We start from the raw sequence: 23,118 nt of genomic DNA on the forward strand, positions 1-23,118 counted from the left end.
CGCAAACACCTTGTTCAATGCGCCATCAGCGGCGCGGCCACCGGACGACGACGGGGAATGAGCAGATCGAGCGTGACCGCAATGGCGGGCAGTAAGGTGATGGCCATGATCATGTTCATCATGAACATGAAGGTCAGCAGCATGCCCATGTCGGCCTGAAACTTGAGCGCCGAGAATGACCAGGTGGCCACGCCCACCGACAGCGTGATGGCGGTGAACACCGTCGCCACGCCGACTTCGCGCAGGGCCTGCTTAAAAGCGGTGACGATGTCCTCGCCATGGGCCAGGTGCATCTGGATGCGGTTATAGATATAGAAGGCGTAATCGACGCCGATACCCACGGCCAGCACCATCACCGGCAGCGTGGCGACGGTCAGGCCGATGTCGAGCGACTTCATGAACCAGTAGCCGAGGAAGGTGGCCACCGTGAGTGGCACGCAGCAGGCGACCATGGCGCGCCAGTCGCGATAGACCAGGAACACCAGTACCAGGATGGTGGCGTAGACATAGAGCATCATCGGCAGCTCGGAGTGCTCGACGATCTCGTTGGTCGCGGCCTGCACGCCGGCGTTGCCGCTGGCCAGGCGAACCGTCACCGACGGCAACGTGTGCTGCTCGCGATAGCGTTTGACCGCATCGACCACGCCCTTGATGGTGCTCGCCTTGTGGTCAGCCAGATACAGGTTGATCGGCATCACCGTGCAGTCGGCGTTGTAAAGGCGCATGCCTTCGGGCACTTGCCGCACCACCTCGCCGAGGGTCAGTTCCTCGCGCGGCAGCGCCGCCCATTTGGGGTTGCCTTCATTCACGCCAGCGTTGGCAAGCTTGGCCATGACCGGCAACGACTGCGCCGAGAGCACGCCCGGCACATTGGCCAGATGCCAGCTCAGGCGATCCACATAGGCCATGTTCTCGTAGATGAAGCAGCCATCCTTGGGCGTCTCGACCACCACGGTGAGCAGATCGAGGCCGAGCGCGAAGCGGCTGACCACGCTCTCCACATCCTTGTTGTAACGCGAGTCGTCGTGCAGCTCGGGCGCGCCGGGCAGCACATGGCCCACATGTCGCCCCTGGCTCTGCCACACCGCCACACCAAACAGCAGCACGCCCACCAGCGTGCCGATGGCCGCGTTGCGCGGGGTGGCGATGTGCACGCCGAGGCGCACCATCAAGCGGTTGCGCAGGCTCTCCATCTTGCCGGCACGCAGCACAAAGCCTTCGTCGAAACGGAAGTAGCTGGCCAGCACCGGCAGCATGATCAGGTTGGTGATGATCTTGTAGGCGACGCCCACCGAAGCAGTGATGGCCAGTTCGCGGATCATCGGGATCGGTACCAGCGCCAGCGTGGCGAACCCGACAAAGGCGGTGATCAGCGCCAGCGTGCCCGGCACCAGCAGGCCGGTGAAGCTGCGCACGGCCGCGGTGTAGCCATCGGCGCCGTTGATGACTTCCTTGGCGATGTAGTTCACCTGCTGGATGCCGTGCGACACGCCGATGGCGAACACCAGGAAGGGCACCAGCACGGCCAGCGGATCGAGGCCGAAGCCGAGCAGCGTGATGGTGCCGAACTGCCACACCACCGACACCAGCGAGCAGGCCAGCGGCAGGAAGGTGAGCACCAGCGAGCGCGTATACCAATAGACGGCCAGCGCGGTGAGGACGAAGGCCAGCGCGAAAAATTCGATCACCGAGGTCGCGCCTTCGGAGATGTCGCCCATCTGTTTGGCGAAACCGATGATCTGGATCTCGATCTCGGCGTCGGCGTATTTGTCGCGCAGGTCGGTTTCCAGCCGACGGCTGAAGTCGAGATAGTTGAGCCGCTCGCCGGTTTTGGGGTCGGGGTCGGCCAGCTCGGCCACCACCATCGCGCTGGTCGAATCATTGGCCACCAGCGAACCGATGAAACCACCGATCACGGTGCGCTCGCGGATGCCGGAGATCGCCTCGGGGGTGAGCGCATTGACGGTGACATCACCGCCGACGACATCCTCGGCCTTCATGCCCTCTTCGGTGATCTGCACCGCACGGGTGTTCGGCGTCCACAGCGAGGTCACGGTGCGCCGATCGACACCGGGCATGAAGAACAGCGCCTGGGTCACGTCGTACAGCCGGGTCAGCGCCTTTTCGTTCCAGACATCGCCGGTTTTCGGGTGCACCACCGCAATGATGCGGTTCGCGCCAAACAGCACGTCGCGATACTGGTTGAAGGTTTTGACGTATTCATGGTTCTGCGGCAGTTGCTTGTCGAAGCCGGCCGACATGCTCAGCTGTGCGGCAAAGCCGCCCATCACCACGGTGAAAGCAAGCAGCGACAGCAAGGTGGCCAGGCGATGCGCGAAGAAGGCGCGCTGCAGGCGAAGAACGAGTTGTTCGATCATGTTGAAAGTCCCGGTCGCCGGGCACCTTGGCGGTGCCCGGCTTGCTGCATCAGAACGAGTAGGAAATGCTGGCGCCGAAGAAGTCTTTGTCACGCGCCAGGTTGTTCGCGCCGCCGCCCGAGAAATTCACGTACTGAATCGAGCCCTTGACGCTGTCGCGGTAGTTGAACAACAGCGACAGTGCAGCCGCCCGACGCCCGGCCACGAAGGGAATGGTGTTCGGGCTGGTGCCCGACACGTCGTGATACCAGTCGATCTGCGGCGTCAGCGTGATGCCCGAACCGAAGGCATTCGGGTAGTTGATACCGATCTCGGTCACATAGCCCCAGGAGGTGCGATCGGGCAGCGCGTAGTTGGGCAGGAAGTACGGAATCTTGCCGCTACGGTCGAGCCCCGGGTAATGCGCCACCGCCGCCTCGGCCAGGATGAAGCCGTCCGCCGCGCCCAGCGCCTTGGCCAGCCCGCCCAGCGGGTCGTTGTGGCCGAAGGTGTAGAAGCCGGTCAGGTGGAACTGCCACTTCTCTTCTTCGACATAGCCGGGGTGCGAGCCCACGTCGTACACGCTGTTCTTGTCGAAGGCACCGCCGCCCAGCGCCGCGCCGAAAGGCACGGTCGGATCGACGCCCACGCTGTCGCGCGGACGGTAGGACAACTCCGCCCCCACCGCCACCGGGCCGGCCTTGGTGTTCAGGGCCACGGCGTACAGATCGCGGTCTTCGCCATAGGCCAGGAAGTAGCCGGTCACCGAACCGGCGCTGGTGCCGGTGAAGCCCAGGAAGGGCAGTTTGTCGTGGTAGCGCTGATAGACAAAGGAGAATTCGGTATCGATCTCCTCCGCGAAGTAGCGCAAATTCACCCCGTACTGACCGCTGTTCTTCGGCTCGCGCTGACCGAGGTAGGGAATACCGCTACCGTTGGCAATGCGCGCCGCGTCGGTCAGCCCGGTCTGGTCACCGCAGGGGCCGGTCAGGCCGAAGTCGTTACACACCGAGGTCGGCAGGTAGGCCATGCGGTTGCCCTTGCCCACCACGTCGGCGCCCGAAAAGAAGGTGCCGACCGGGTCGAACTTGAAGCTGTTCCAGCGAAACTGGTAATAGGCCTCCATGCTGAAGCCATTGCCCAATCCGGCGGCCAGCGAGAGCATGGGCGCAGGGATGAAGATCTCCTTGAGCTGGGTGCCCGGCACATGGAATTTCTGGATGTCCAGCGCGTTCATCTGGTTCACCCCGCCGAGGATGAAGATGTCCTCGCCCCATGACAGCACCTGATTGCCCAGCTTCACCTTGGCGGTTTCGCCACCGAGGTCGAACTCCTTGGCGATCCACGCATCGAGCAGCGACGCCTGGCCGGTGGCCGAGGATTCGGTCACCCCGGTGCGACGGGTCTGGTCAGCCTGGAAGTCGTGGAACCAGGTGACCCGGCCCAGCGCACTCCAGCCGCCGGGGTAGCGCAGCGAGATGTCGTGCGTGCCCTTGAGCGCGGCGGACACCATGTCGCCCTTGCTGTAGTTGAGGTTGCCGTCGTCGAAGTTCAGGTAATTGAAGTCGGCGTTGGCGTAACCGTTGCTGCCCTGCTTGCGTTGCAACTCGTTATTGGTGCCGTTGTTGCAGCCACCGTTGTCGTTGCCGATCATGCGGCAGTCGGCGTTGGAGGCCCGACTGATGACGCCGAAAGACAAGGTCGTATCGAAGCTGCCGCGCAGGCCATCGGTCTCGCCAAAGCGGAAGGCATGCGCGCTGCCGGCAAAGCTCAGGCAGGCCAGCGCGACCGCCGCGGTGACGGTTGAGACGCGCCCGGTCGCGGACACAGGCTTGTGTTGTTGAGTGTTCATCTGATGACCTCCGACTTAGCGCTCGCCCATGCGACGAATCGCACCGGCACTGAAGAAGCTGTCGTTGTACTTCTCGCGGTTGGCGGCTTCGAGCTCGATCACGTCGCCTTCCTGCGTCCAGTTGTCCATCGCGTAGCGACGGGCCACCAGGTCGTACATCTGCTGCTCAAAGGTCACGCAGGCCTGGATGTCCGGCGAGGCCCACAGGCTGCCTTCCTGCACACGCCAGAGGTTGCCCTTGGCGTCGTACATATCCACATGCAGCAGCGCCCAGGAGTCTTCATCGAAGTAGAACTTGCGCTTGGCGAAGGAGTGACGCTTGTCGGACTTGACGGTGGCCTCCACCTCCCACACGCGGTGCACTTCGTAGCGCATCTTGTCGCGGTCGATGAAGTCCGGCTTGATCAGATCCTTGATCTTGTTTTTCTTGTCGATCAGCTTGTAGGAGTTGTACGGGACGACCATCTCCTTCTTACCGATCAGCTTCAGGTCGTAGCGGTCGAGCGCGCCCGAAAACATGTTGATCTGGTCGACGAAGTACAGGTTGTCGAAACCGGCGATCGGGTTGTCATAGGCAAAGGCCGGCGCGCGGCGCACCCGGCGCTGGCCGGGGAAGTAGATCCACGCATCCGAAGGCTGGTCGTGGAAGGTGTGGATCAGATACACCTCACCCGCCCGCGAGGCCGGCGTCAGCAGCTCATAAATCTGCTTGGACTCCACCGAGCTGACCTCCTGCGGGCTCTGCATCTTGGGGTCGGCAAACGGATACCAGTCGTAGAACCACTGCTTGTTCTCGGTGTAGCTGCCGTCCTTTTCGGGCAGCACGGCCGAGATCTGCTGGCGACGCGCATAGCCGACGTAGCGGGTCTTGAAGTTCCACATCGCCTCGTAACCCGTCTTCGGAATCGGGAAGGCCAGCCCGCCACCAAACGCCTTGGCCAGCTTCCAGCCGTCTTCGGTGGTTTCGGCATGCGTGGCGTTCTTGCGGGTCTGGTCCTGGAACCAACCGGGGAAGGTACAGCTGCGCCGAGTGGGGTACACATCCATCCGGTAGCCCTTGTAGGCCTTGATCAGCGCCACCTGCCCTTCGGGCAATTTGTCTTTGTATTGATCGACGTTGCTGGCATCGATGGAGTACAGCGGTTTGTCGGCGGCAAAGGGGTCGACATGGCCGGGCTTCCAGCCGGCGGGCGCGGTGCTCATGCCGCCCTTCCATTCCGGAATCGTGCCGTCCTTGCTGGCGGCTTTCTCGGCGCCGGAGGGCGTCAGTTCGGCGCCCAGGCGAGCGGCGTCCTGCTCGCTCACCGCGGCGTAGGCCGAAAAGGTCATCGATGCCAATACGCCGAGACCGAGATGCTTCCAGCGCGGCGTCCTCTTGATGGATTGCTTCATGGACTTGTCTCCCCTTTTTTAAAGGTTGGTTGTGTTATTCGACGACGACACCGCGCGCGGCGAGCTGCGCGACGATGGCCGCACGTGCGCCTGGCACGTCGTCCAGCGGTGCATTTCGGTAGGCCGCCACTTCGGCTTCGGTGTAAGGCGTGAAGTCGGCCGGCAAGGTGGCTTCGGAGAACTCGTGCGCCATCCAGTTCAGCATCCGCGCGACGTCGGCATTGGAAAACGCCGAGTTGGACGTGCCCGGCACCTTCACCAGAAAGGCACGTCCATCGGGCAGGCTCAGAAAGTGGCCCAGCTGATTGCGCATGGTCGGGATCCCGCTGCGCGAGACGCCACTGCCGTCCACCTGATGGCAGCCCGCGCAGCCGAGGATGTATTGCGCCCGCGCCTTGCCGTCCGGGCCGGCATGCGCCAGCGCCGGAACAGCACCCAGCAGGGCAGCGAGGACGGTGGCGGCAAGGCGGGTTTTCATGGCCGCCTCAGCTCCCGTCCGCCATGCCGACCACGACACCGGTGGTGCAGTGGAACATCGACGAATCGTTGGCCATGCACCAGTTGATGTCGTTGTGCAGACCCATCCGGTAGCCCGGCATTTCGCGCTCGTTGGTGTTGCACAGGCAGCGTCCGCAGGCGGTCTTGCCGCAGCAGTCGTTGTAGCTGATGAGGTAGTCCTTGCCGTCCTCCGGGTTGTGGCAGGTGCCGACCCAGGCCACTTTGGATGGTTCGGTGCCCGGCGGGCAGGTCGAGGCACTGCCGCCGCAGCAGGCGCACAGGAAGCCATCGAGCGCGCAGAAACGCCAGTAGTCGCAATCGGTCTCACCGGCGGCCGCGCCCTTGGCCTTGTGGGCCTGGCCGGCCGCGGCCTGCGCGGTCCGGTCGAAAGGCAGCACCGGCAGCACAAAGGCCGTGCCCACCATCAGCTTGCCGATGCGGATGAGCGCGCCGCGCCGTGACGAGCGCTGGGCGACCGTCCGGGTCTTGCGCTCAAAGAGGTCGTCAAACCATTTCATTGTCATGTCTCCTTGGGATTGACCGGGCTCAGGCGCGCTGATGGTCGTGCTGGTGGTCGATAAAGTCCTGCACCGAGGCCACGCCCAGTTCCTTGGCGGTAAAGAGGCTCTCGAGCTGCTCGCGGGAATTAACCAGGCCCTTGGCGGTGATCCGTCCCTGCTCATCCATCAGCACGGCGTAGGGCAGCTTGCCCACATGGAAGCCGATGCCCAGGTCCTGCGAGAGCAGATACGGAAACGGCTTGAGATCCGCTTTTTCGTAGAAGGCCAGGTGTTCGGGTTGCTCGCCATCGGAGGCGAGCACCACGCGCAGCCAGCTGCGTTCGGTCTCATTCACCGAGCGCAGGATGGGCAGCAGTTTTTTGCACACCGGGCAGGTCGGCGACAGGAAGAACAGCAGCGTGCTCTTGTCGGCCGCGCCGCCGATGCGCACCCGGGCGTTGCCGGTCAGCGTCGGCAGCTCGAAACTCGGGGCCGGCTCGCCGACCTTCGGCCCGGTGTCGATCATCAGCGCGCCCATCGGCGCGACGCGTTCGTACAGCACACCGATCTGACGGGCCAGGGCAAACAGCCCGATCAGTGCGGCCAGTACGGCGACCCACAGCAGCGCGTTGGAAATCATCAGGGCTTCGTTCATGATCCGTTCCTCAATTGCATCAGTCGGGGATGGTTGGCGAGCAGTTGGTTGCCCGCGGCATAGATGCCGAGCAGCGCGAGGGTGCCGCCGGCGACAGTGATGAAATCGACCCACACCAGCGGTCGGGCCAGGCCGGCTTGCGCACCGGCCACGGCCAGCAGCATCAGCACCGCATTGCGCACCGGCAGCGCCCAGGACAAACGGGTGTTGCCGTCCGCCCCGCCACAACCGCAGTCGATGTCGGTATGGCCACGCAGCAAGTTGATGAGCACCCCGCCGGTCGAGATGCCGAGCACCACCAGCGCCAGCACCAGACCGATGCCGCGGGTGGATTCGAGCAGCAGCGCCGCACCGGCCGCTGCCTCCAGCATCGGAAGCGCACGGGCAAACAGCGGCACCATCCGGTCGGGCAGCAATCGGTACAGCTCGACCGCCGCTTCGAACACCGCCATGTCGCGCAGCTTCTGCCACGCACCAAGGAGCAGGATCACCGCCAGCGCCGAACCACAAGCCCGCGCCAGCACCGGGTCAATCAGCAGCGCGTCCATCACTGCAGCTCCATCAGCGTCGGCGTCTCGCCAACACCTTCCATGCGTCCGGACAGCTTGAGCTTGCCGTCGGCGTCGTAGGTGGCGATGCCGCCTTTCACACCGTCGTAAGCAAACAGCTTGGGCGCCGCACCGCGGCTGACACCGATGGCGATGGCATCACTGCCGGGTGCCTTGGCCACCCGCTTTTTGGCCGCGAGATCAAAGGCCCAGATTTCCTTGGCCGGCCACTTGTGGCTGCCGTCCTTACCGCCGGCATGCATGCCGACAAACAGCCGCCCGCTCTCGTTGTGCTGGGCGATCACCTGGTAGCCACCGGGACGCCAGCCAGCCTTGCGCTCGGCCGCACTCACCAGCGGCCAGGGCGCGTCAAAGCGGGCCTCTTCGCCGCCCAGGTGTGCGGTATAGACATCGCCCAGATAGGACACGAAGCGGTAGGTATCGCCGTCCTGCTCGCCGTGGATGAAGATCGGATCGCGGTCGGCGTCAAAGAACTTCTCGCTGCGTTTCTGCGTGGTCGGCCGCCCCTCGGCGTCGAGCGAGATGGTCAGCAGCGTGCCGTCACCACACACCGTCGAGAAGCGGGTGGGCACGGTTTGCGCGGGCAACACGATCCAGCACCCCGGCGTGGCCACCTCGGCCACCGGCTTTCCGGCCTGAAGATCAACGATGGTCACCGAGGTCGCAGGCGTCGCGTTTTGCACATACAGCCAACGACCATCGCTGGACGGTCGGATGATGCCCTTGTAGTTGAGTGCCTGCGCATGGCGCGGCGGGATCACGATCTCGCCCGTCTTCGCCAGCGTCTCGGTGTCGTGAATATCGACCACGTCGGTACGCTCGCCGTGGTTGAGGCGCGAGTAGTAGGTCGTCGCCACGTAGATCGTCTTGCGATCGGGCGACAGAATCGACTGCCCGGCAAAACCGGTGGCGATCATGCCAAGGTAGGCATTGCGCTCGCCATCGATGACATGCAGGCGGCCATCCACGATGTGGTCAATCGATACATCGGACAGATAGATCCGGTAGGGATTGGCTGGCGCCAGCGGCTTGACCGAAATGATTTCGGGTGCGATCTCGGCGACCGCCGCTGTGCTGGACAGCGCCAGCAACAGCGAGAGGCCGAGTCCACTCAGGGTGTGTCGAACCACGTTAAACCTCCTTGTCGATGGGGCGCCCGGCGATCGCTCTGTGTGTCGGGGCCCGTTGTCCTGGTGTCCCCGACGCGCAATCGTCGGGGCATCCCTGCCGTCCGGAGCAGGCGCTCTGGCGGCGGGTTGGACGCATCTTGTGACCGGGAGGGCGCAGGCCGTTATCCCAATTCGGCAATGCGCAAGTTCCGCAACTGTCTGTACTAAAAGGATTTTTACTAGTGCACTGCAGCATTTGCAGGAAAACAAAGGGGGACATCGAAAAATCTTGCACGACACATCGAAATTGACTTAGCTTAAAAAAGAGGCGTCGCAGAACGCCCGAGCCAGCCAAAGGAGATAGTCCATGACGGACCTTAGGGAAGCGGCACTTGCCGGCGCCCTGCCCCCGCATTGCACCGTGAGCGAAGTCACCAGCTTCGACGCGGACGATCACGCCTCAAACCTGCAACACTGGAAACAGCATTACGTGCAACTGTCGGCGGGCCGTTTCGAAGGCCGGCTGGAGGAAGCCTGGTTCGGCAATGTGCAGGTGTTTCGCGAGCGCACCAATCAGTCTGTGCACGAGGGCGGCGTCGCCTGGGAAGGCTCACGAACGTTCGGAATTCCGGTCGAAATGGACGGACTGGGCTGGTACTGCGGCGAGGTGTTCGATCAGAACTCCATCCTCACCTTGCGCGGCGGCGCCGAACTCAATTTCCGCACGCCGAACATGCTCGACATCGTCGCCGTCACGGCGGACTCCGACGCCCTGAACCAGTACGCCATGCAGGTTGAACACCTGGATCTGGAGGCGCTGCTGGGCTCACGCCGGATTCTGCCCAACACGCCTGAGCAAGTCGCCGAATTGCGCAGTTTCCTGCTCACCGTGCTGGCGTCGATCAATGCCGCGCCGGCCATGGCCAATCACGCGCAGATGCGAAAAGCCATCGAACAAGCCATCTACAGCAGCCTTCTGGCGTCGATCGCCAATGAAAGTGACGCCACGCGTCCGAGCACCACCTCGACATCCCGGGTTCAGATCGTCGAGCGGGCACGCGAGTACATGCGCGCCCACATCGAAGATCCGATCACCGTGGCCGATCTGTGCCAGGAATTGAATGTGTCGCGGCGCACCTTGCAGTACAGCTTTCAGGATGTGCTGGACCTCAACCCGGTCAGCTTTTTGCGCGCCATGCGACTTAACGGCGCCCGGCGCGAACTGCGACGCCGTCCGGAACAGGAATCCGTCGCCGACATCGCCGCCCGGTGGGGGTTCTGGCATCTGTCGCACTTCGCGGCAGACTACAAGGCGATGTTCGGCGAACTTCCGTCAGAAACACTCAACAAGGCGCGATCAGGCGGCTTGATAGGCGCATAGCGACACGATCAAAGCCACACGGCAAGGCCTTACATCCGGCCCAGCTTCCGGTACAAGGTATTGCGGCTGATCCCCAGCCGCCGCGCGGCGGCGGATACATTGCCGCCCTCCTCTTCGAGCACCTGCTCGATCGCCCGTTTTTCGATTGTTTCGAGCGACTCGGCCCCCTGCAGAGGCGCCACATCAATGCGCCGCGGCCGTGGCTCGGCCCGCTCAACGGGTTCGTCGGAATCGCTTTCCATGGCGAAAAGCTCTTCAGGCAAATGGGTGGAGTCGATCAGATCTTCATCGTCATCGAGCAAGGCCACCGCCACCCGCAGCGCGTTGTGCATCTGGCGGATATTGCCCGGCCAGCGATAGCGCTCGAAGAAGGTCAGCACCTCTTCCGACACCGCAATATCGCGCATGCCGTCGGTTTCAATCGCGATGATGTTGGCGACGATGGCGCGGATGTCCGTGCGCTCTCGCAACGACGGCAAGGTGACCGTGAGCCCGTTGACCCGGTAGTACAAGTCTTGACGGAAGGCGCCTGTCTTGACCGCGTCGACCAGATTTCGGTGGGTCGCGCACACCAGCGACACATCCACCGGCACCGGCTTGGCGCCACCGAGCGGCGTCACGACCCGGTCCTGCAGCACACGCAGCAAACGCGCCTGCAGGTTGAGCGGCATATCGCCGATTTCGTCGAGAAACAAGGTGCCGCCGCAGGCTTGCTGGATCTTGCCGGTATAGCCTTCCTTGCGTGCGCCGGTAAATGCGCCACCGAGGTAGCCAAACAACTCGGACTCGATCAGGTTCTCGGGGATGGCCGCGCAATTGAGCGCCACGAAAGGCGCGCTGCGCCGCGGGCCGACATCATGAAAGGCCTTGGCGAACATCTCCTTGCCCACACCGGACTCACCGAGAATCAACAGCGGAATGTCTTTGCCGACCATGCGGGTGGCGCGTTGAATCGCTGCGCCCATGCGCGCGTCACCGGTATCGAGACAGTCAAAGCTGACACGGCCATCGCTGCAGGCCGATTTGCGCGTTCGCACGGGTGCCGCGGCAATCTTCGCGGGGGCGGGCGGCGGCGCGGAACGGGCGGCAGGCATCAGCGCCGCAGGCATGTTCATGCGGGCATACACACGCTCGCCATGGCGGCGCGGCAGGGACGACAAGGCATGCGGATCACGCATGCTCCGATCCACAAAAACGCCGAAATTCTGATCGAACAACAGGCCGAAATCGAGCTGGCGCAGCATGTTGCGTGTGAGCTTGAGCAGCTCGAGTGCGCAGCGGTTGGCCCCCAGCAACTCGCCGCCCTGGTTGAAGGCCAGCACCCCCTCTTGCAAGGAACCGACGTATTCCATGCGCGGATGGAAAAACACCAGAATCTCGCGCCCGAACTCCGCCTCGAACAGCCGCTTTTCGAGCAACTGAGCGGACATGCGGACCAAGCCAAGCGTGTGCCGTTCGTGTGAGCGGGAGTCGCCGGAGATATCGAGCACCCCCATCAACTGACCACCGGCATCAAAAATGGGCGACGCACTGCAGGTGAGGAAGGCGTTGCAATCGAAGAAGTGTTCGGCGCCCACCACCTCGACAGGGCGTTGCTCGGCAATCGCGGTGCCGATGGCATTGGTGCCGCGCAGCCCCTCGGCCCACTGGGCGCCAGCCTTCAGCGCCACCTGATCGGCGCGGCTGACAAAGTCGGCATCGCCCATGCCTTCGAGCACGAGTCCGTTGCCGTCGGACAAAATCACCACACTGCCAGTCGATCGGATTTGTTCATACAGATGACTGAGCACGCCGCGGGCATGGGAGAGCAAGAACGCATTGCGATCGCGCGTCTCGCGCAGTTGGCTGTCGGACACCGGATCCACGCCAGCAGAATGCGCCGACGCCTCCAGCCCGACCTGTATGCAGCGCGACCAGGAATTGGCCACCGGCCCCACCACTGGCACCAGCGCGTCGGCCGGCGCACCTTGTTCAAAAAAAGCCGTGCGAGCGTCGCGAACGCGGACATCGCGGTGCTCCACTGATTGCAGCGGATTCTCCATCGTCTCCTCCATCCAGCTATTTATTATTATTTTTCTGATAGTTATGCGGACCTGTTCCTCAACGTAGCAACTGCTCCAAGCTGGAGCACGCTGGGCAGATCCATGTGTCACCTATCACGCAACTAGTGTGCCAGCGAACACTGACAAAAGGCTGACCATCCGTCGCTTCGGCGCTATCAGCCGCTTCCGCTTGGGATGAGCGCGCCGTGAAAGCAACTGGCACAGCCTTTGCGGGGGAGAGCTCACCCCCTGCCCTCGAGCAGTGGATCGAACTCAACCAAGATAGAGGAACCCGTCATGCCTTACCTGCCCACTCTCCGTCCCTTGCGCCACGCTGCGGTGATCCTCGCCCTCGGCGTCTCGGGCCAAGCCCTTGCACACGGCGACGTGACACCGCAAGCCGTCGATACCAGCACATTGAAGTCGCTCGGCGCCGACTGGCTGCCCGAGAACCCCTACCGGGGCGACAAGGAAGCCATCCGCATTGGCGACTCCGCCTACAACCAGAACTGTGCGCGCTGCCACGGCCTGGGCGGCATCTCCGGCGGTATCGCGCCTGACCTCCGCATGCTGCCCGAGGGCATGGAAGGCGATGAGATCTTCATGCAGCGCATTCGCAATGGCGCCACCCGCAACGGCAAAGTCTACATGCCCCCGTTCGAAGGTATTCTGCAACAAGAAGCCATGTGGTCGATTCGTGCCTGGTTGGAGACTGTCCATGAAGAATAATCTGCGCCGCATCGCTCTCGGATCGCTCGCCGCTGTCGCCTGCCTGGCGGCCAGCCTGAGCCACGCCACCGCCGCCGACGCGCTGGAAATCCAGCAGCCGGGCCGCCTGCGCGTTGCCGTGTATGCCGACTTTCCGCCCTATTCCGCCAAAGGCAAGGGCGTCGACATCGCCATCGGCCGCGAGCTGGCCAAGCGCATGGGCCTGACCGCCGATGTGGTTGAAGTCACCGCCGACGAGGACATGAACGACGACCTGCGCAACATGGTCTGGAAAGGTCACTACCTGGGCACCCGCCCCGGCGACGTGATGCTGCATGTACCGGTGGATCAGCGCCTGGCTGAACTCAACGACAAAGTGCGAATCTTCGCACCCTACCACCTCGAATCGCTTGCCGTGGCGCGCGATCCGGCACGTGTACCGCCGGTCAAAGGCTCGGCCGCCACGGCGCTGGAGGTGTTCACGCGCGAAAAGGTTGGCGTCGAAACTGCCAGCCTCGCCGACGACTTCCTGCTCGGCGTGCTCAATGGCCGGCTGCGCGACAACGTGGTGCACTTCAAGACCGTCAATGACGCCGTCGCCGCGCTCAAGGCTGGCAGCATTGCCGCGGTGATGGCCTCTCGCGCCGAGATCGAGGGTGCGCTGGGCGCGCCGGGGAACATTGATGTCGGCCCCGTCTCGATGCCGGAACTGCGCATCAAGGGCTGGTCGCTGGGCATGGCCGTCAAGGCAGACAGCACGGTGCTGGCCGAGGCGCTCTCACAGGCCATGATCGACATCCAGCGTGACGGCACACTCGCGCGCATCTTCAAAGAACACGGCATCACTCACCAAACCCCCTGACCACAGAATCGATGGCATGACCATCGGCGAGGAGACACCCATGCGTAAAACAACACTGAAATCAGCACTGACCCTGGCGCTCTGCGGCTTTGCCGGCGCCGTTCTGGCCGCGCCACTGGCCTACGTACCCAACGAAAAATCGGGCACCGTCAGCGTCATCGACACCGCCACCGACACCGTCACCACCACGCTGAAGATCAGCGAGCGGCCGCGCGGCATCGCCATCGCACCCGACGGCAGCCGGCTGTACCTCACCGACTCGCCGACCGAATCGCTCGTCGTGGTCGATCTGGCCAGCGGCAAACCCGTTGCCAGCTGGAAACTCGGCGACTCGCCCGAGGGCCTGTACATCTCTCGCGACGGCAAGCTGCTGGCCGCGGCGGTTGAAGAAGACAACAGCGTCGCCCTGCTCGAAGCGGCCACCGGCAAGACGCTGGCGCACATCAAGGTGAAGGGCGAAAACCCCGAGCACGCCGTCTTCAGCCCCGACGGAAAATGGCTCTACGCCAGCGCCGAAGACGCCGAACAGGTCGACGTGATTGACGTCGCCGCTATGAAGCAGGTTGCGCAGATTCCGGTCGCCAAACGTCCGCGCGGCATCGGCTTTACGCCCGACGGCAGCCGCGCCTATGTGGCCTGCGAGATCGGCAACACGGTGTTCGCCATCGACGTCGCCACCCACTCCGTGATCGCCAGCATCCCGGCCGGCAAGTTCTCCAACGGCATCGCCATCAGCCCCGACGGCAAGCGGGTGTACGTCTCCAATGGCAAGGACGCCACGGTCATGGCCATCGACACCGCGACCAACACCGTGGTGGGCACGGTCCCGGTCGGCAAGCGCCCGTGGAACATGGCGATCACGCCCGACGGCGCCAAGCTTTACGTGGCCAACGGCCGCTCCGACACCGTCACCGTGATCGACACCGCCAGCCTCAAGGCGATCAAGGACGTTCCGGTCGGCAGCTTCCCCTGGGGTGTGGTGATCCGATGAGCCCGCGCTACAGCCGCGTTGCCATGGGCCTGCACTGGCTCATGGCGGTGCTTGTGACCGGGCTGATTGGCTGGGGGCTCTGGATGGCGGATCTGCCCAAGGGGCCGGAGCGCGGCTGGGCGATCGGCATTCACAAATCCTTCGGGATGCTGGCCTTGATGCTTGTTTTTGTGCGTCTGGGCTGGCGCATCGGCCACCGCCCGCCGCCAAACCCGGTGCTGACCGCCATCGAAACACGCCTGGCCAACGCCGCGCATCACCTGCTGTATGTGCTGCTGGTGGTGGTGCCGTGCATGGGGCTGACCTCGGTCAATTTCACCAAGTACCCGCTCAAGTTCTTTGGTGTCGAAATACCCAAGGCCGGCTGGCCCGATGAATCACTCAACGCGCTGTTCAGCACCACCCACAAATATCTGGCCTGGACGCTGATCGCGCTGATCGTGCTGCATGTGGCTGCTGCCATTCGTCACACCGTACGTCGGGACGGCACTTTGCAACGGATGCTGCCGGCCAGGCGCTGAACACCTCGCGATACACATGTGCATCGAAACGGCACATCTGCTCCATTTCGGAACAGGTGTGCCGTGCAAGTCTTGTGGCCGCTACGTCAACCGCCTGCCAGCGACGGCCGAAGTACGATCAAAAAATTGAATGCGCGGCTCGGCAGCATCGCGCCCGGCAGACACTCCTCACGATCAGTCGTCGCGCGGACCAATCCAGGCAAACGGGTTGTGGGCCAGTTCCCACAAATATCCGTCCGGGTCTTTGAAGTAACCGCTGTAGCCACCCCAGAACACTTTTTGCGGCGCTTTGGCCAGCGTCGCACCCGCCGCCAGCGCCTGCGCCATCACCCGGTCCACCTCGGCTTCAGAGGCCAGATTGTGGGCCAGCGAAAAACCGGGAAAGCCTTCGCCCTCCTTGCTCACCTGTGCGTCCTCGGCCAGCGCATCGCGGCCATACAGCCCGAGCCACGTGCCATTGAGCGTGAAGAACGCGACCCCCGGCGGCGATTCCATACGCGGAAAATCCAGGCCTTCTTCGTAAAAATGGATGGATGCGGCCAGATCGCGCACCCCCAGGGTGATCATGCTGATACGCGGCTTCATGTCATTTCCTCCGTCGTGTAAGCCCCTGCGCATGCCACTGCGCGACAGGCAAACGGTACCAGCAGTGCGCACGCAAGGGGCTGCCATCGGCCAGCAACGGATGCATGAACTGCCCCGTCTGGCGCATCCCGAGGCGCGACATGACCGCGCGGGAGCGAGTATTGATGGTGGCGGTAAACGACACGATCTCGGACAGCGCCAGCTGCTCAAAGCCCACCGCCAACGCGCCGCGCGCCGCCTCGCTGGCATAACCCTGCCCCCAGAACGGCAGCGCCAGCCGCCAGCCAATCTCCACGCAAGGTGAAAACGGCAAGGCAGCGGGGGGCTCGTGCAAACCCACAAAACCGATGAACTCGCCGGTGCGTTTCAGCTCGCAGGCCCAGAAGCCCCAGCCGCGCGCCTCGATCAGCGCCGCACAGCGTGCTGCCAAGGCGTCGCTGGCCTCATGGCTCAGTGTCGAGGGAAAAAACGCCATCACCTCCGGATCGGCATTGAGCGCCGCGAACGGCCCGCGGTCGGTCGTCCGCCACTGGCGCAGACGCAAACGTTCCGTTTCAAACTCGATCACCGCCTCGGCTGTCAGCATGTTCACCGCGCTCTCCTCTACCGCTTCAGCATAGAAAAGCCGCGCCGCGGCGTCCACGCAAGCGGCCGGCACCGCCGGCACTGATTCACATCAGTCCGGCGGGCCGGCCCACTGCGCGATGACGATACGCGAGCTACTTTTCGGCGCCCGCCAGAATCCAGGCAATCGCCGCGTTCAGGTTGTCGTTGCTGATCTTGGCCTCGTCATTCGGGGTCATCGGAATCTGCCCCCAGACCCCGGCGCCACCCTCACGCACCTTGGCAAACAAGGCGCTCTGCACATCGGCCTGACCCGCATACTTGGCCGCGATATCGCGAAAAGACGGGCCCACCATTTTCTTGTCGAGCGCGTGACAGCTGATGCAGCGCGCTTTTTTCACCACGTCGTACGAGGCCGACGCAGGCTGAATGAATCCGAGCGCAAGCGCGACGACGAGCAACACTTTTGTACGCATGAAAATTTCCTTGAATAAATTATTTCACCAGGCCGGAGGCTGCTAGCTCGGCCCACTCAGCATCGGTAAACAGACGGGATCGCGTATGAAAGGACACGCCTTCCGGCCCTTCGAGCGAGAAGGTGCCGCCGCCTCGCGCCTCGATCACGTCGATGATCAATTGGGTGTGCTTCCAGTACTCGTACTGCGAGCTGCTGATGTAAAACGGCGTGCCGCCGATCTCGCCGAGAAACACGTCGTTGTCGACAGTGATCTCGCCCTTCAGGTAGCAATTGGCCGCGCTGCCGTCACAGCACCCGCCCGACTGATGAAACAACAGATCGGGGCCGTGCTTGGCCTTGAGCCGGTCGATCAGCGCCAGTGCCGCGTCGGTGGCTATCACTCGGTCGATCATGAAACACTCCTAGAACACGCCGCCAGACAAGAAAAACGGGGCGACCGAAGCCGCCCCGAAAAGACTCCTGACTGCGAGGAGGGAGAACACAGTGTGCGGCCGACCCCGGGGCATCCGCGCCCGGCCGCGTATGGCTTGGAAGTTGTTTAGAAGAAACCCAGCTTCTCTTCCGCATAGCTGACCAGCAGGTTCTTGGTCTGCTGGTAATGGTCGAGCATGACCTTGTGCGTTTCGCGACCGATGCCCGACTCCTTGTAGCCACCGAAGGCGGCGTGCGCCGGGTAGGCGTGGTAGCAGTTGGTCCACACGCGCCCGGCCTGAATGGCGCGGCCCATGCGGTAAGCGACGTTGCCGTTGCGACTCCACACGCCGGCACCCAGGCCGTAGAGCGTGTCGTTGGCAATCGCCAGGGCTTCGGCTTCGTCCTTGAAGGTGGTCACGGCCAGCACCGGCCCGAAGATCTCCTCCTGGAAGATGCGCATCTTGTTGTGACCCTTGAACAGCGTCGGCTGAATGTAATAGCCCTCTGCCAGTTCGCCATCGAACTGCGCCGGGCTGCCGCCGCACAGCAGGCTCGCGCCTTCCTGACGGCCCAGATCCAGATAGGAGCCGATCTTGGTCATCTGCTCGGCAGAGGCCTGCGCGCCCATCATGGTTTCGGTGTCGAGCGGGTTGCCCTGCTTGATGGCTTTCACGCGGGCCAGGCAGCGATCCATGAATTCGTCATAGATCGATTCCTGAATCAGCGCGCGGCTCGGGCAGGTGCACACTTCACCCTGGTTGAAGGCAAACAGCACCAGACCTTCGATGGCCTTGTCGAGGAAGCCGTCGTCCTTGTCCATCACGTCGGCAAAGAACACGTTGGGCGACTTGCCACCGAGCTCCAGCGTGGCCGGGATCAGGTTGTTGGCAGCGGCCTGGGCGATCACGCGGCCGGTCGAGGTCGAGCCGGTAAAGGCGATCTTGGCGATACGCTTGCTGGTGGCCAGCGGCATACCGGCTTCGCGACCAAAACCGTTGACGATGTTGAGCACGCCCGGCGGCAGAATGTCAGCGATCAGTTCCATCATGAGCAGGATCGAGATCGGGGTCGACTCGGCCGGCTTGAGCACGACGCAGTTGCCGGCGCCAATGGCGGGCGCCAGTTTCCAGGCGGCCATCAGGATCGGGAAGTTCCACGGAATGATCTGACCCACCACGCCCAGCGGCTCGTGGATGTGATACGCCATGGTGTTTTCGTCGATTTCCGAGATACCGCCTTCCTGCGAACGCAGGCAACCGGCAAAGTAGCGGAAGTGGTCGATCGCCAGCGGAATGTCGGCGTTCAGCGTCTCGCGGATCGCCTTGCCGTTATCGACGGTCTCGGCGTAGGCCAGCAGTTCCAGGTTGGCTTCGAGGCGATCGGCGATCTTCAGCAGCGTGTTGGAGCGAGTCGTCGCGTCGGCCTTGCCCCATTTCGGGAAGGCGGCATGAGCGGCGTCGAGCGCCAGCTCGATATCCTCGGCGGTGGAGCGCGCCACCTGCGTATAGGGCTTGCCGGTGATCGGCGTCACCACATCAAAGTATTGCCCCTTGACCGGCGCAACCCACTTGCCACCGATAAAGTTGTCATAACGGGATTTGTATTGGACTTTGGCGCCAGCTTGGCCAGGCATCGCGTAGATCATGGTGTCTCCAGTGGTCTGAACTATTCGGGTGCGGACACTCGTCCGTCGCAGAACACCATCGCAGGCACCGTGCCAAGCCGCACCCACCACCCGGAATTCCAATCGAATCCCACGCCACACAAGGCGTGACGCGCCGGGCACGGCGCCACGCCCACTGCCCAGCCGGGCAGGTGCACACCGCGCGGGATGCTTCGAAAAAGCGCAACTGTTCCATCATGGAGCGCTTGCGAGCAGATGGCACACCTGAAAAGCACCGGATCACGCCCGTCTTCGAGCGGCACGAATCCTGCTGACATGACACCCATGTCGCCGCCCAAACCCGCCGCTGCCAACACCCCACACATCGACGCCTCCTGGCAGCGCTCGACCGACTACGGCCTCAGCCCCGAGCATCCGCTGCATCTGGACATCGCCAGCCGCTCGCTGCTCGCCGAGCGGCTCGAAGCCAACGCCCGGCTGATGAGCTTTGCCCAGCCGGTCATGGAATACCTGCATCGTCAGCTCACCCAGTCCTCATCCATGGTCTTGCTGGCCGACCGTGACGGGCTGGTGCTGCGCACCGTGGGCGACGGCGATTTTGTCGACCGTGCCCAGCGTGTCGCCCTCGCCCCCGGCGCCCACTGGCGCGAAGCGGTGATGGGCACCAACGCTATCGGCACCGTCGCGCATGAATCACGCACCATTGCCGTGTGCGGCGAGCAACACTTTCTGGAGCGCAACCGCTTCCTCACCTGCATCGCCACGCCCATCCACGCCCCCACCGGCGGCATGCTCGGCATCCTTGATCTATCGAGCGACACCCGCGTCACCCTGCCCCACGCCCAGGCGCTGCTCACCTCCACCGCCGAGATGATCGAACACCGGCTGATCGAATCGCTCGACACCGGCAAAGTCATCGTGCGTTTCAGCCCCCACGCCGAAATGCTCGGCACGCCCATCGAAGGCATCGCCCTGTTTGACGACGCCGGCCGCATGATCGGCTGCAACCGCCGCGCCCGCGCCCTGCTCGGCCTCACCGACCCCACCGCGCTGCCCGACTTCACCACCTGTTTCCAACGCGACTGGCAGCGCCTGCCGCATCTGGTCGAGGCCTGCGCCGCCGGCCCCATCGTACTGCGCACCTCACCACCGCCCGCGCTGTCGGCCCGCCTGCAATGGCGCAATCCGCCGCCGTCCACCCCGCACTACCGCCAAGCGGCACCCCCGGTGCGACATAAAACCACCGGGCTCAAAAGCGGCTTCGACGCGCTCGACCATGGCGATGCGCGCATGCAACTGGCCATCCGACGCGCCCGACGCATCGCCGGGCACAACATCCCGCTGCTCATCCAGGGCGAAACCGGCTCGGGCAAAGAACTCTTCGCCCGCGCCTACCACGCCGACGGCCCGCGCCGCGACGCCGCTTTTGTCGCCGTCAATTGCGCAGCCATCCCCGCCACGCTGATCGAATCCGAACTCTTCGGCTACGCCGCCGGCGCCTTCACCGGCGCCAAAGCCAAAGGTGCCCCCGGCCGCCTGCAAGACGCCGACGGCGGCACCTTGTTTCTCGACGAAATCGGCGACATGCCGCTCACCCTGCAAGCCGTGCTGCTGCGCGTGCTCGAAACACGCCGCGTCACCCCGCTCGGCAGCAGCGACGAAACCCCCATCGACATCGCCCTCGTCTGCGCCAGCCACCGGCCGCTGCACACACTGGTCACCGAAGGCGCCTTCCGTGCCGACCTGCTCTTCCGGCTCAACGGCCTCTCCGTCACCCTGCCCGCCTTGCGCGAGCGCGCCGACTTCGACCGCTTCCTCGACACCTTGCTCGCCGACGCCGCCGACGGCCGCCCCGTCCGCCTCGCCAGTGCCGTGCGCAGCCAACTGCGCGCCTACCCCTGGCCCGGCAACGTCCGCCAGCTCAAGAACGCCCTGCGCGTCATGGTCGCCCTGCTCGACGACACCGACACCGTCATCGACCTCAAGCACCTGCCCGAAGACCTCGTCACCGCCATCGCCAACACCCCGGCCCACACCCCCGCCGCCGAAGACCTGCGCAGCTGCGAACAACGCCTCGTCCGCGCCTGCCTGCAACGCCACGGCGGCAACGTCTCCGCCGCCGCGCGGGAGCTCGGCATCACGCGGACCACGCTGTACCGGAAATTGCGTCAAGATGACAATGCCGCAAAGAGCCACGCCCCCGACGAACCAACGTAAATCGGAGCGTAGATTGGGTTGAGCAAAGCGAAGCCCAACAATCACCACCTCGCCACGTCGAAAACGTTCGAAACACCGCGTTGGGCTTCGCTTTGCTCAACCCACCCCACCAAAAAACAGGAGACACCCCATGATCAAAGTAAGCGTCATGTACCCCAACACCCCGGGCGCCCGCTTCGACCACGACTATTACCGCGACACCCACATGCCCATGGTCAAGTCCCGCCTCGGCGCGGCTTGCCGCTACTACACCGTCGACAAAGGGCTCGCCGGCGGCGCGCCTGACCAGCCCGCCACCTATGTCGGCATGTGCCACATCTTCTGCGACTCCGTCGAGACCTTCCAGAACGCCTTCGGCCCCCACGCCGACGCAATCATGGCCGATATCCCCAACTACACCGACCTGGCACCCATCCTGCAGATCAGCGAAGTTGCGGTCGAACGCGGATAACACCACCGCCAGCGCCACCATCAGCAATGCGGCGGCACGCGACTGAGCGGACCGCCGCATTGCCGTTCACCGGCGCGGCCGCGAGCCTGCCCGCACGTCGGCCGCCATGTTTTCCACGACGGCAGACCAGCCGGTTCGGCTAAGTTAACACCACCGGCACCCGGTGGTAGCCCCCCACCGGTGCCACCTCTCGTTCCGGCGATTGGTCAGGCGCCGGTTCGATGGTGTTCACCGACGCCAGCAACGCCTGCAGCGCAATTCGCAGTTCCCAGGTCGCCAGCAAGCGTCCCGGACAAACGTGTTTGCCGATGCCGTAGACGAGGTTCGCTGCCGCATTCCGCTGCGGATCGAAACGGTTGTTGTCGAAGACGGTTTCGTCACGATTGGCCGACGTCCAGTTCAGCTTGACCCGCGCGCCGCTCGGGATCTCCACACCGCCGATCCGTACCGGGCAGGTGGTGACGCGCCGATTCGACACAAACGGATCATCAATGCGCAACATCTCATCGATGATCGCATCCACCTCGGCGTCCGAGGCGGTGCGCAGCCGCGCTGCCAGGCCCGGTTGCTCGGCAACCTGGGCCACGATGACACCGACACACAGCGCGATGGAACCCAGATCACCGCCAGTCCAGTTGCGCAGGATCGACACCAGTTCCGTCTCGGTCAGCAGGCGACCGTCCACCGTCTCGCGACACAGCCGGGTCGTCACATCATCGGGTGCATCGACCTGCGCCGCACGCCGGGGCTGGATGACCGAGCGGATGATTTCGTCGAACTGTTCGGCCACATCGCTCGTCCAGGCGCGATCCCCGGAACGGGTGGCCGCGTGGTTCTCCTGCATCCACGTCAGCAAGCGCGGCTCCAGCTCGGCAGGCCAACCCAGCCACTCACACTGCGCACGCACGGCGAAAACCGCGCCGATGTCGCTGACCGCATCCAGCACAACACCTCTTGGCAAATCCACCACCAGTTGCGCTGCGACGCGTTTGAAGACCGGCACGAACGGCACCAGTGCGTCATGAGTCAGGTAGCGCTCGATCACTTCCCGGTAGCGGGCATGCTCGTCGCCATCCAGGCCGTTGGGTACCTGCAAATACCGTGAGACTGCGCTGGAGAATCGCTCATGGTCCAGGGCCGCAGCGGCAACATCGGCATGTCGAAGCAGCACCCATTCATCGGCAACGTTTCTGACAACGGGATGCTTGGGACGCAACTCATCGGTGTAAGCGCGCAGGTCCCGCCCGGCGGCGGACAAGTCGTCTGGCATATGGTCGGTCATGTTGGCTCCTTGACGATCAGGGCACACGCCTTGGTGAATGAATCAATGAAAACGCCGTCGAAGCGC

At 63.8% G+C, this 23,118-nt stretch carries 22 protein-coding genes; 7 read left to right on the plus strand and 15 right to left on the minus strand.

All coding sequences use genetic code 11. The features are described from left to right. Window positions 1-14: 14 nt before the first annotated feature. From FHP89_RS01625 to FHP89_RS01660, 8 genes are read right to left on the minus strand one after another with little or no spacing between them, the layout of a single operon-like run. Window positions 15-2,378: an efflux RND transporter permease subunit gene (locus FHP89_RS01625; RefSeq protein WP_144176846.1), complete on the minus strand. Its 2,364-nt coding sequence runs from the start codon at window positions 2,376-2,378 to the stop codon at window positions 15-17. 49 nt (window positions 2,379-2,427) lie between these two features. Next, window positions 2,428-4,209, minus strand: a complete 1,782-nt coding sequence (locus FHP89_RS01630; protein ID WP_144176848.1) for a DUF1302 domain-containing protein — start codon at window positions 4,207-4,209, stop codon at window positions 2,428-2,430. 15 nt (window positions 4,210-4,224) lie between these two features. After that, window positions 4,225-5,601, minus strand: a complete 1,377-nt coding sequence (locus tag FHP89_RS01635; protein ID WP_144176850.1) for a DUF1329 domain-containing protein — start codon at window positions 5,599-5,601, stop codon at window positions 4,225-4,227. A 34-nt stretch (window positions 5,602-5,635) separates the two neighbouring features. Next, window positions 5,636-6,079, minus strand: coding sequence for a c-type cytochrome (locus FHP89_RS01640; protein WP_144176852.1), 444 nt, complete (start codon window positions 6,077-6,079; stop codon window positions 5,636-5,638). A gap of 7 nt (window positions 6,080-6,086) precedes the next feature. Beyond that, the gene (locus FHP89_RS01645; RefSeq protein ID WP_144176854.1) at window positions 6,087-6,617 is read right to left on the minus strand and encodes a methylamine dehydrogenase light chain; all 531 of its coding nucleotides are present in this window, start codon (window positions 6,615-6,617) and stop codon (window positions 6,087-6,089) included. Between the two features lie 28 nt (window positions 6,618-6,645). Next, on the minus strand, window positions 6,646-7,254 hold the full coding sequence (gene mauD / locus FHP89_RS01650; RefSeq protein WP_144176856.1) for a methylamine dehydrogenase accessory protein MauD: 609 nt from the start codon (window positions 7,252-7,254) through the stop codon (window positions 6,646-6,648). After that, window positions 7,251-7,802 (minus strand): MauE/DoxX family redox-associated membrane protein, encoded by a 552-nt coding sequence (locus tag FHP89_RS01655; protein ID WP_144176858.1) that lies wholly within the window; start codon window positions 7,800-7,802, stop codon window positions 7,251-7,253. Before FHP89_RS01655 ends, mauD begins: the two co-directional genes overlap by 4 nt. Next, window positions 7,802-8,953, minus strand: a complete 1,152-nt coding sequence (locus FHP89_RS01660) for an amine dehydrogenase large subunit (RefSeq protein ID WP_144176860.1) — start codon at window positions 8,951-8,953, stop codon at window positions 7,802-7,804. The genes FHP89_RS01655 and FHP89_RS01660 overlap by 1 nt, the downstream gene beginning before the upstream one ends. Window positions 8,954-9,299: 346 nt before the next feature. Between FHP89_RS01660 and FHP89_RS01665 the strand changes: the two genes are divergently transcribed. Continuing rightward, complete coding sequence (locus FHP89_RS01665; RefSeq protein ID WP_144176861.1) at window positions 9,300-10,313, plus strand: helix-turn-helix domain-containing protein; 1,014 nt, start codon at window positions 9,300-9,302, stop codon at window positions 10,311-10,313. A gap of 29 nt (window positions 10,314-10,342) precedes the next feature. Here FHP89_RS01665 and FHP89_RS01670 read toward each other — a convergent pair whose 3' ends face one another. Continuing rightward, window positions 10,343-12,355, minus strand: coding sequence for a sigma-54-dependent Fis family transcriptional regulator (locus tag FHP89_RS01670; protein ID WP_144176863.1), 2,013 nt, complete (start codon window positions 12,353-12,355; stop codon window positions 10,343-10,345). Between the two features lie 297 nt (window positions 12,356-12,652). Here FHP89_RS01670 and pedF point away from each other — a divergent pair, with 297 nt between their 5' ends. The 4 genes from pedF to FHP89_RS01690 are packed head-to-tail and all read left to right on the plus strand — an operon-like array spanning window position 12,653 to window position 15,437. Beyond that, on the plus strand, window positions 12,653-13,084 hold the full coding sequence (gene pedF, locus FHP89_RS01675) for a cytochrome c-550 PedF (protein WP_144176865.1): 432 nt from the start codon (window positions 12,653-12,655) through the stop codon (window positions 13,082-13,084). Next, entirely contained in the window at window positions 13,074-13,925 is an 852-nt protein-coding gene (locus FHP89_RS01680; RefSeq protein ID WP_144176867.1) for a substrate-binding periplasmic protein, read from the plus strand. Before pedF ends, FHP89_RS01680 begins: the two co-directional genes overlap by 11 nt. A gap of 40 nt (window positions 13,926-13,965) precedes the next feature. Next, window positions 13,966-14,916, plus strand: a complete 951-nt coding sequence (locus FHP89_RS01685; RefSeq protein WP_144176869.1) for a beta-propeller fold lactonase family protein — start codon at window positions 13,966-13,968, stop codon at window positions 14,914-14,916. After that, window positions 14,913-15,437 (plus strand): cytochrome b, encoded by a 525-nt coding sequence (locus tag FHP89_RS01690; protein WP_144176871.1) that lies wholly within the window; start codon window positions 14,913-14,915, stop codon window positions 15,435-15,437. Before FHP89_RS01685 ends, FHP89_RS01690 begins: the two co-directional genes overlap by 4 nt. 174 nt (window positions 15,438-15,611) lie before the next feature. Here FHP89_RS01690 and FHP89_RS01695 read toward each other — a convergent pair whose 3' ends face one another. From FHP89_RS01695 to exaC, 5 genes are all read right to left on the minus strand, one after another. Beyond that, a complete protein-coding gene (locus FHP89_RS01695; protein ID WP_144176873.1) occupies window positions 15,612-16,022 on the minus strand; it encodes a VOC family protein in 411 nt (136 codons plus the stop codon). A gap of 1 nt (window position 16,023) precedes the next feature. Further along, window positions 16,024-16,665, minus strand: coding sequence for a GNAT family N-acetyltransferase (locus tag FHP89_RS01700; protein WP_260851437.1), 642 nt, complete (start codon window positions 16,663-16,665; stop codon window positions 16,024-16,026). Window positions 16,666-16,741: 76 nt separating this feature from the next. After that, the gene (locus FHP89_RS01705; RefSeq protein WP_144176875.1) at window positions 16,742-17,062 is read right to left on the minus strand and encodes a c-type cytochrome; all 321 of its coding nucleotides are present in this window, start codon (window positions 17,060-17,062) and stop codon (window positions 16,742-16,744) included. A 19-nt stretch (window positions 17,063-17,081) separates the two neighbouring features. Continuing rightward, a complete protein-coding gene (locus FHP89_RS01710) occupies window positions 17,082-17,456 on the minus strand; it encodes a DUF779 domain-containing protein (protein WP_144176877.1) in 375 nt (124 codons plus the stop codon). Window positions 17,457-17,602: 146 nt separating this feature from the next. Then, the gene (exaC, locus tag FHP89_RS01715; RefSeq protein ID WP_144176879.1) at window positions 17,603-19,123 is read right to left on the minus strand and encodes an acetaldehyde dehydrogenase ExaC; all 1,521 of its coding nucleotides are present in this window, start codon (window positions 19,121-19,123) and stop codon (window positions 17,603-17,605) included. Window positions 19,124-19,417: 294 nt separating this feature from the next. On the opposite strand from exaC, the gene FHP89_RS01720 reads away from it, so the two are divergent. Beyond that, window positions 19,418-21,319, plus strand: coding sequence for a sigma-54-dependent Fis family transcriptional regulator (locus FHP89_RS01720; protein WP_186300278.1), 1,902 nt, complete (start codon window positions 19,418-19,420; stop codon window positions 21,317-21,319). A gap of 130 nt (window positions 21,320-21,449) precedes the next feature. Next, complete coding sequence (locus FHP89_RS01725; RefSeq protein WP_144176883.1) at window positions 21,450-21,770, plus strand: EthD family reductase; 321 nt, start codon at window positions 21,450-21,452, stop codon at window positions 21,768-21,770. 139 nt (window positions 21,771-21,909) lie between these two features. On the opposite strand, the gene FHP89_RS01730 is transcribed toward FHP89_RS01725, so the two are convergent. Beyond that, complete coding sequence (locus FHP89_RS01730) at window positions 21,910-23,052, minus strand: cytochrome P450 (RefSeq protein ID WP_144176885.1); 1,143 nt, start codon at window positions 23,050-23,052, stop codon at window positions 21,910-21,912. Window positions 23,053-23,118 lie beyond the last annotated feature (66 nt).

The organism is Denitromonas ohlonensis (assembly GCF_007625205.1).
Classification (GTDB): domain Bacteria; phylum Pseudomonadota; class Gammaproteobacteria; order Burkholderiales; family Rhodocyclaceae; genus Nitrogeniibacter; species Nitrogeniibacter ohlonensis.

What these genes read in the sequence shown, in the direction of transcription:
- FHP89_RS01630 (WP_144176848.1), bottom strand. Translation starts at nt 4,209, where the DNA reads ATGAACACTCAACAACACAAGCCTGTGTCCGCGACCGGGCGCGTCTCA.
- FHP89_RS01640 (WP_144176852.1), bottom strand. Translation starts at nt 6,079, where the DNA reads ATGAAAACCCGCCTTGCCGCCACCGTCCTCGCTGCCCTGCTGGGTGCT.
- pedF (WP_144176865.1), top strand. Translation starts at nt 12,653, where the DNA reads ATGCCTTACCTGCCCACTCTCCGTCCCTTGCGCCACGCTGCGGTGATC.
- FHP89_RS01710 (WP_144176877.1), bottom strand. Translation starts at nt 17,456, where the DNA reads ATGATCGACCGAGTGATAGCCACCGACGCGGCACTGGCGCTGATCGAC.
- FHP89_RS01690 (WP_144176871.1), top strand. Translation starts at nt 14,913, where the DNA reads ATGAGCCCGCGCTACAGCCGCGTTGCCATGGGCCTGCACTGGCTCATG.
- FHP89_RS01685 (WP_144176869.1), top strand. Translation starts at nt 13,966, where the DNA reads ATGCGTAAAACAACACTGAAATCAGCACTGACCCTGGCGCTCTGCGGC.
- FHP89_RS01670 (WP_144176863.1), bottom strand. Translation starts at nt 12,355, where the DNA reads ATGGAGAATCCGCTGCAATCAGTGGAGCACCGCGATGTCCGCGTTCGC.
- exaC (WP_144176879.1), bottom strand. Translation starts at nt 19,123, where the DNA reads ATGATCTACGCGATGCCTGGCCAAGCTGGCGCCAAAGTCCAATACAAA.
- FHP89_RS01730 (WP_144176885.1), bottom strand. Translation starts at nt 23,052, where the DNA reads ATGACCGACCATATGCCAGACGACTTGTCCGCCGCCGGGCGGGACCTG.
- FHP89_RS01655 (WP_144176858.1), bottom strand. Translation starts at nt 7,802, where the DNA reads ATGGACGCGCTGCTGATTGACCCGGTGCTGGCGCGGGCTTGTGGTTCG.
- FHP89_RS01705 (WP_144176875.1), bottom strand. Translation starts at nt 17,062, where the DNA reads ATGCGTACAAAAGTGTTGCTCGTCGTCGCGCTTGCGCTCGGATTCATT.
- FHP89_RS01720 (WP_186300278.1), top strand. Translation starts at nt 19,418, where the DNA reads ATGACACCCATGTCGCCGCCCAAACCCGCCGCTGCCAACACCCCACAC.
- FHP89_RS01645 (WP_144176854.1), bottom strand. Translation starts at nt 6,617, where the DNA reads ATGAAATGGTTTGACGACCTCTTTGAGCGCAAGACCCGGACGGTCGCC.
- FHP89_RS01665 (WP_144176861.1), top strand. Translation starts at nt 9,300, where the DNA reads ATGACGGACCTTAGGGAAGCGGCACTTGCCGGCGCCCTGCCCCCGCAT.
- FHP89_RS01695 (WP_144176873.1), bottom strand. Translation starts at nt 16,022, where the DNA reads ATGAAGCCGCGTATCAGCATGATCACCCTGGGGGTGCGCGATCTGGCC.
- mauD (WP_144176856.1), bottom strand. Translation starts at nt 7,254, where the DNA reads ATGAACGAAGCCCTGATGATTTCCAACGCGCTGCTGTGGGTCGCCGTA.
- FHP89_RS01635 (WP_144176850.1), bottom strand. Translation starts at nt 5,601, where the DNA reads ATGAAGCAATCCATCAAGAGGACGCCGCGCTGGAAGCATCTCGGTCTC.
- FHP89_RS01625 (WP_144176846.1), bottom strand. Translation starts at nt 2,378, where the DNA reads ATGATCGAACAACTCGTTCTTCGCCTGCAGCGCGCCTTCTTCGCGCAT.
- FHP89_RS01725 (WP_144176883.1), top strand. Translation starts at nt 21,450, where the DNA reads ATGATCAAAGTAAGCGTCATGTACCCCAACACCCCGGGCGCCCGCTTC.
- FHP89_RS01680 (WP_144176867.1), top strand. Translation starts at nt 13,074, where the DNA reads ATGAAGAATAATCTGCGCCGCATCGCTCTCGGATCGCTCGCCGCTGTC.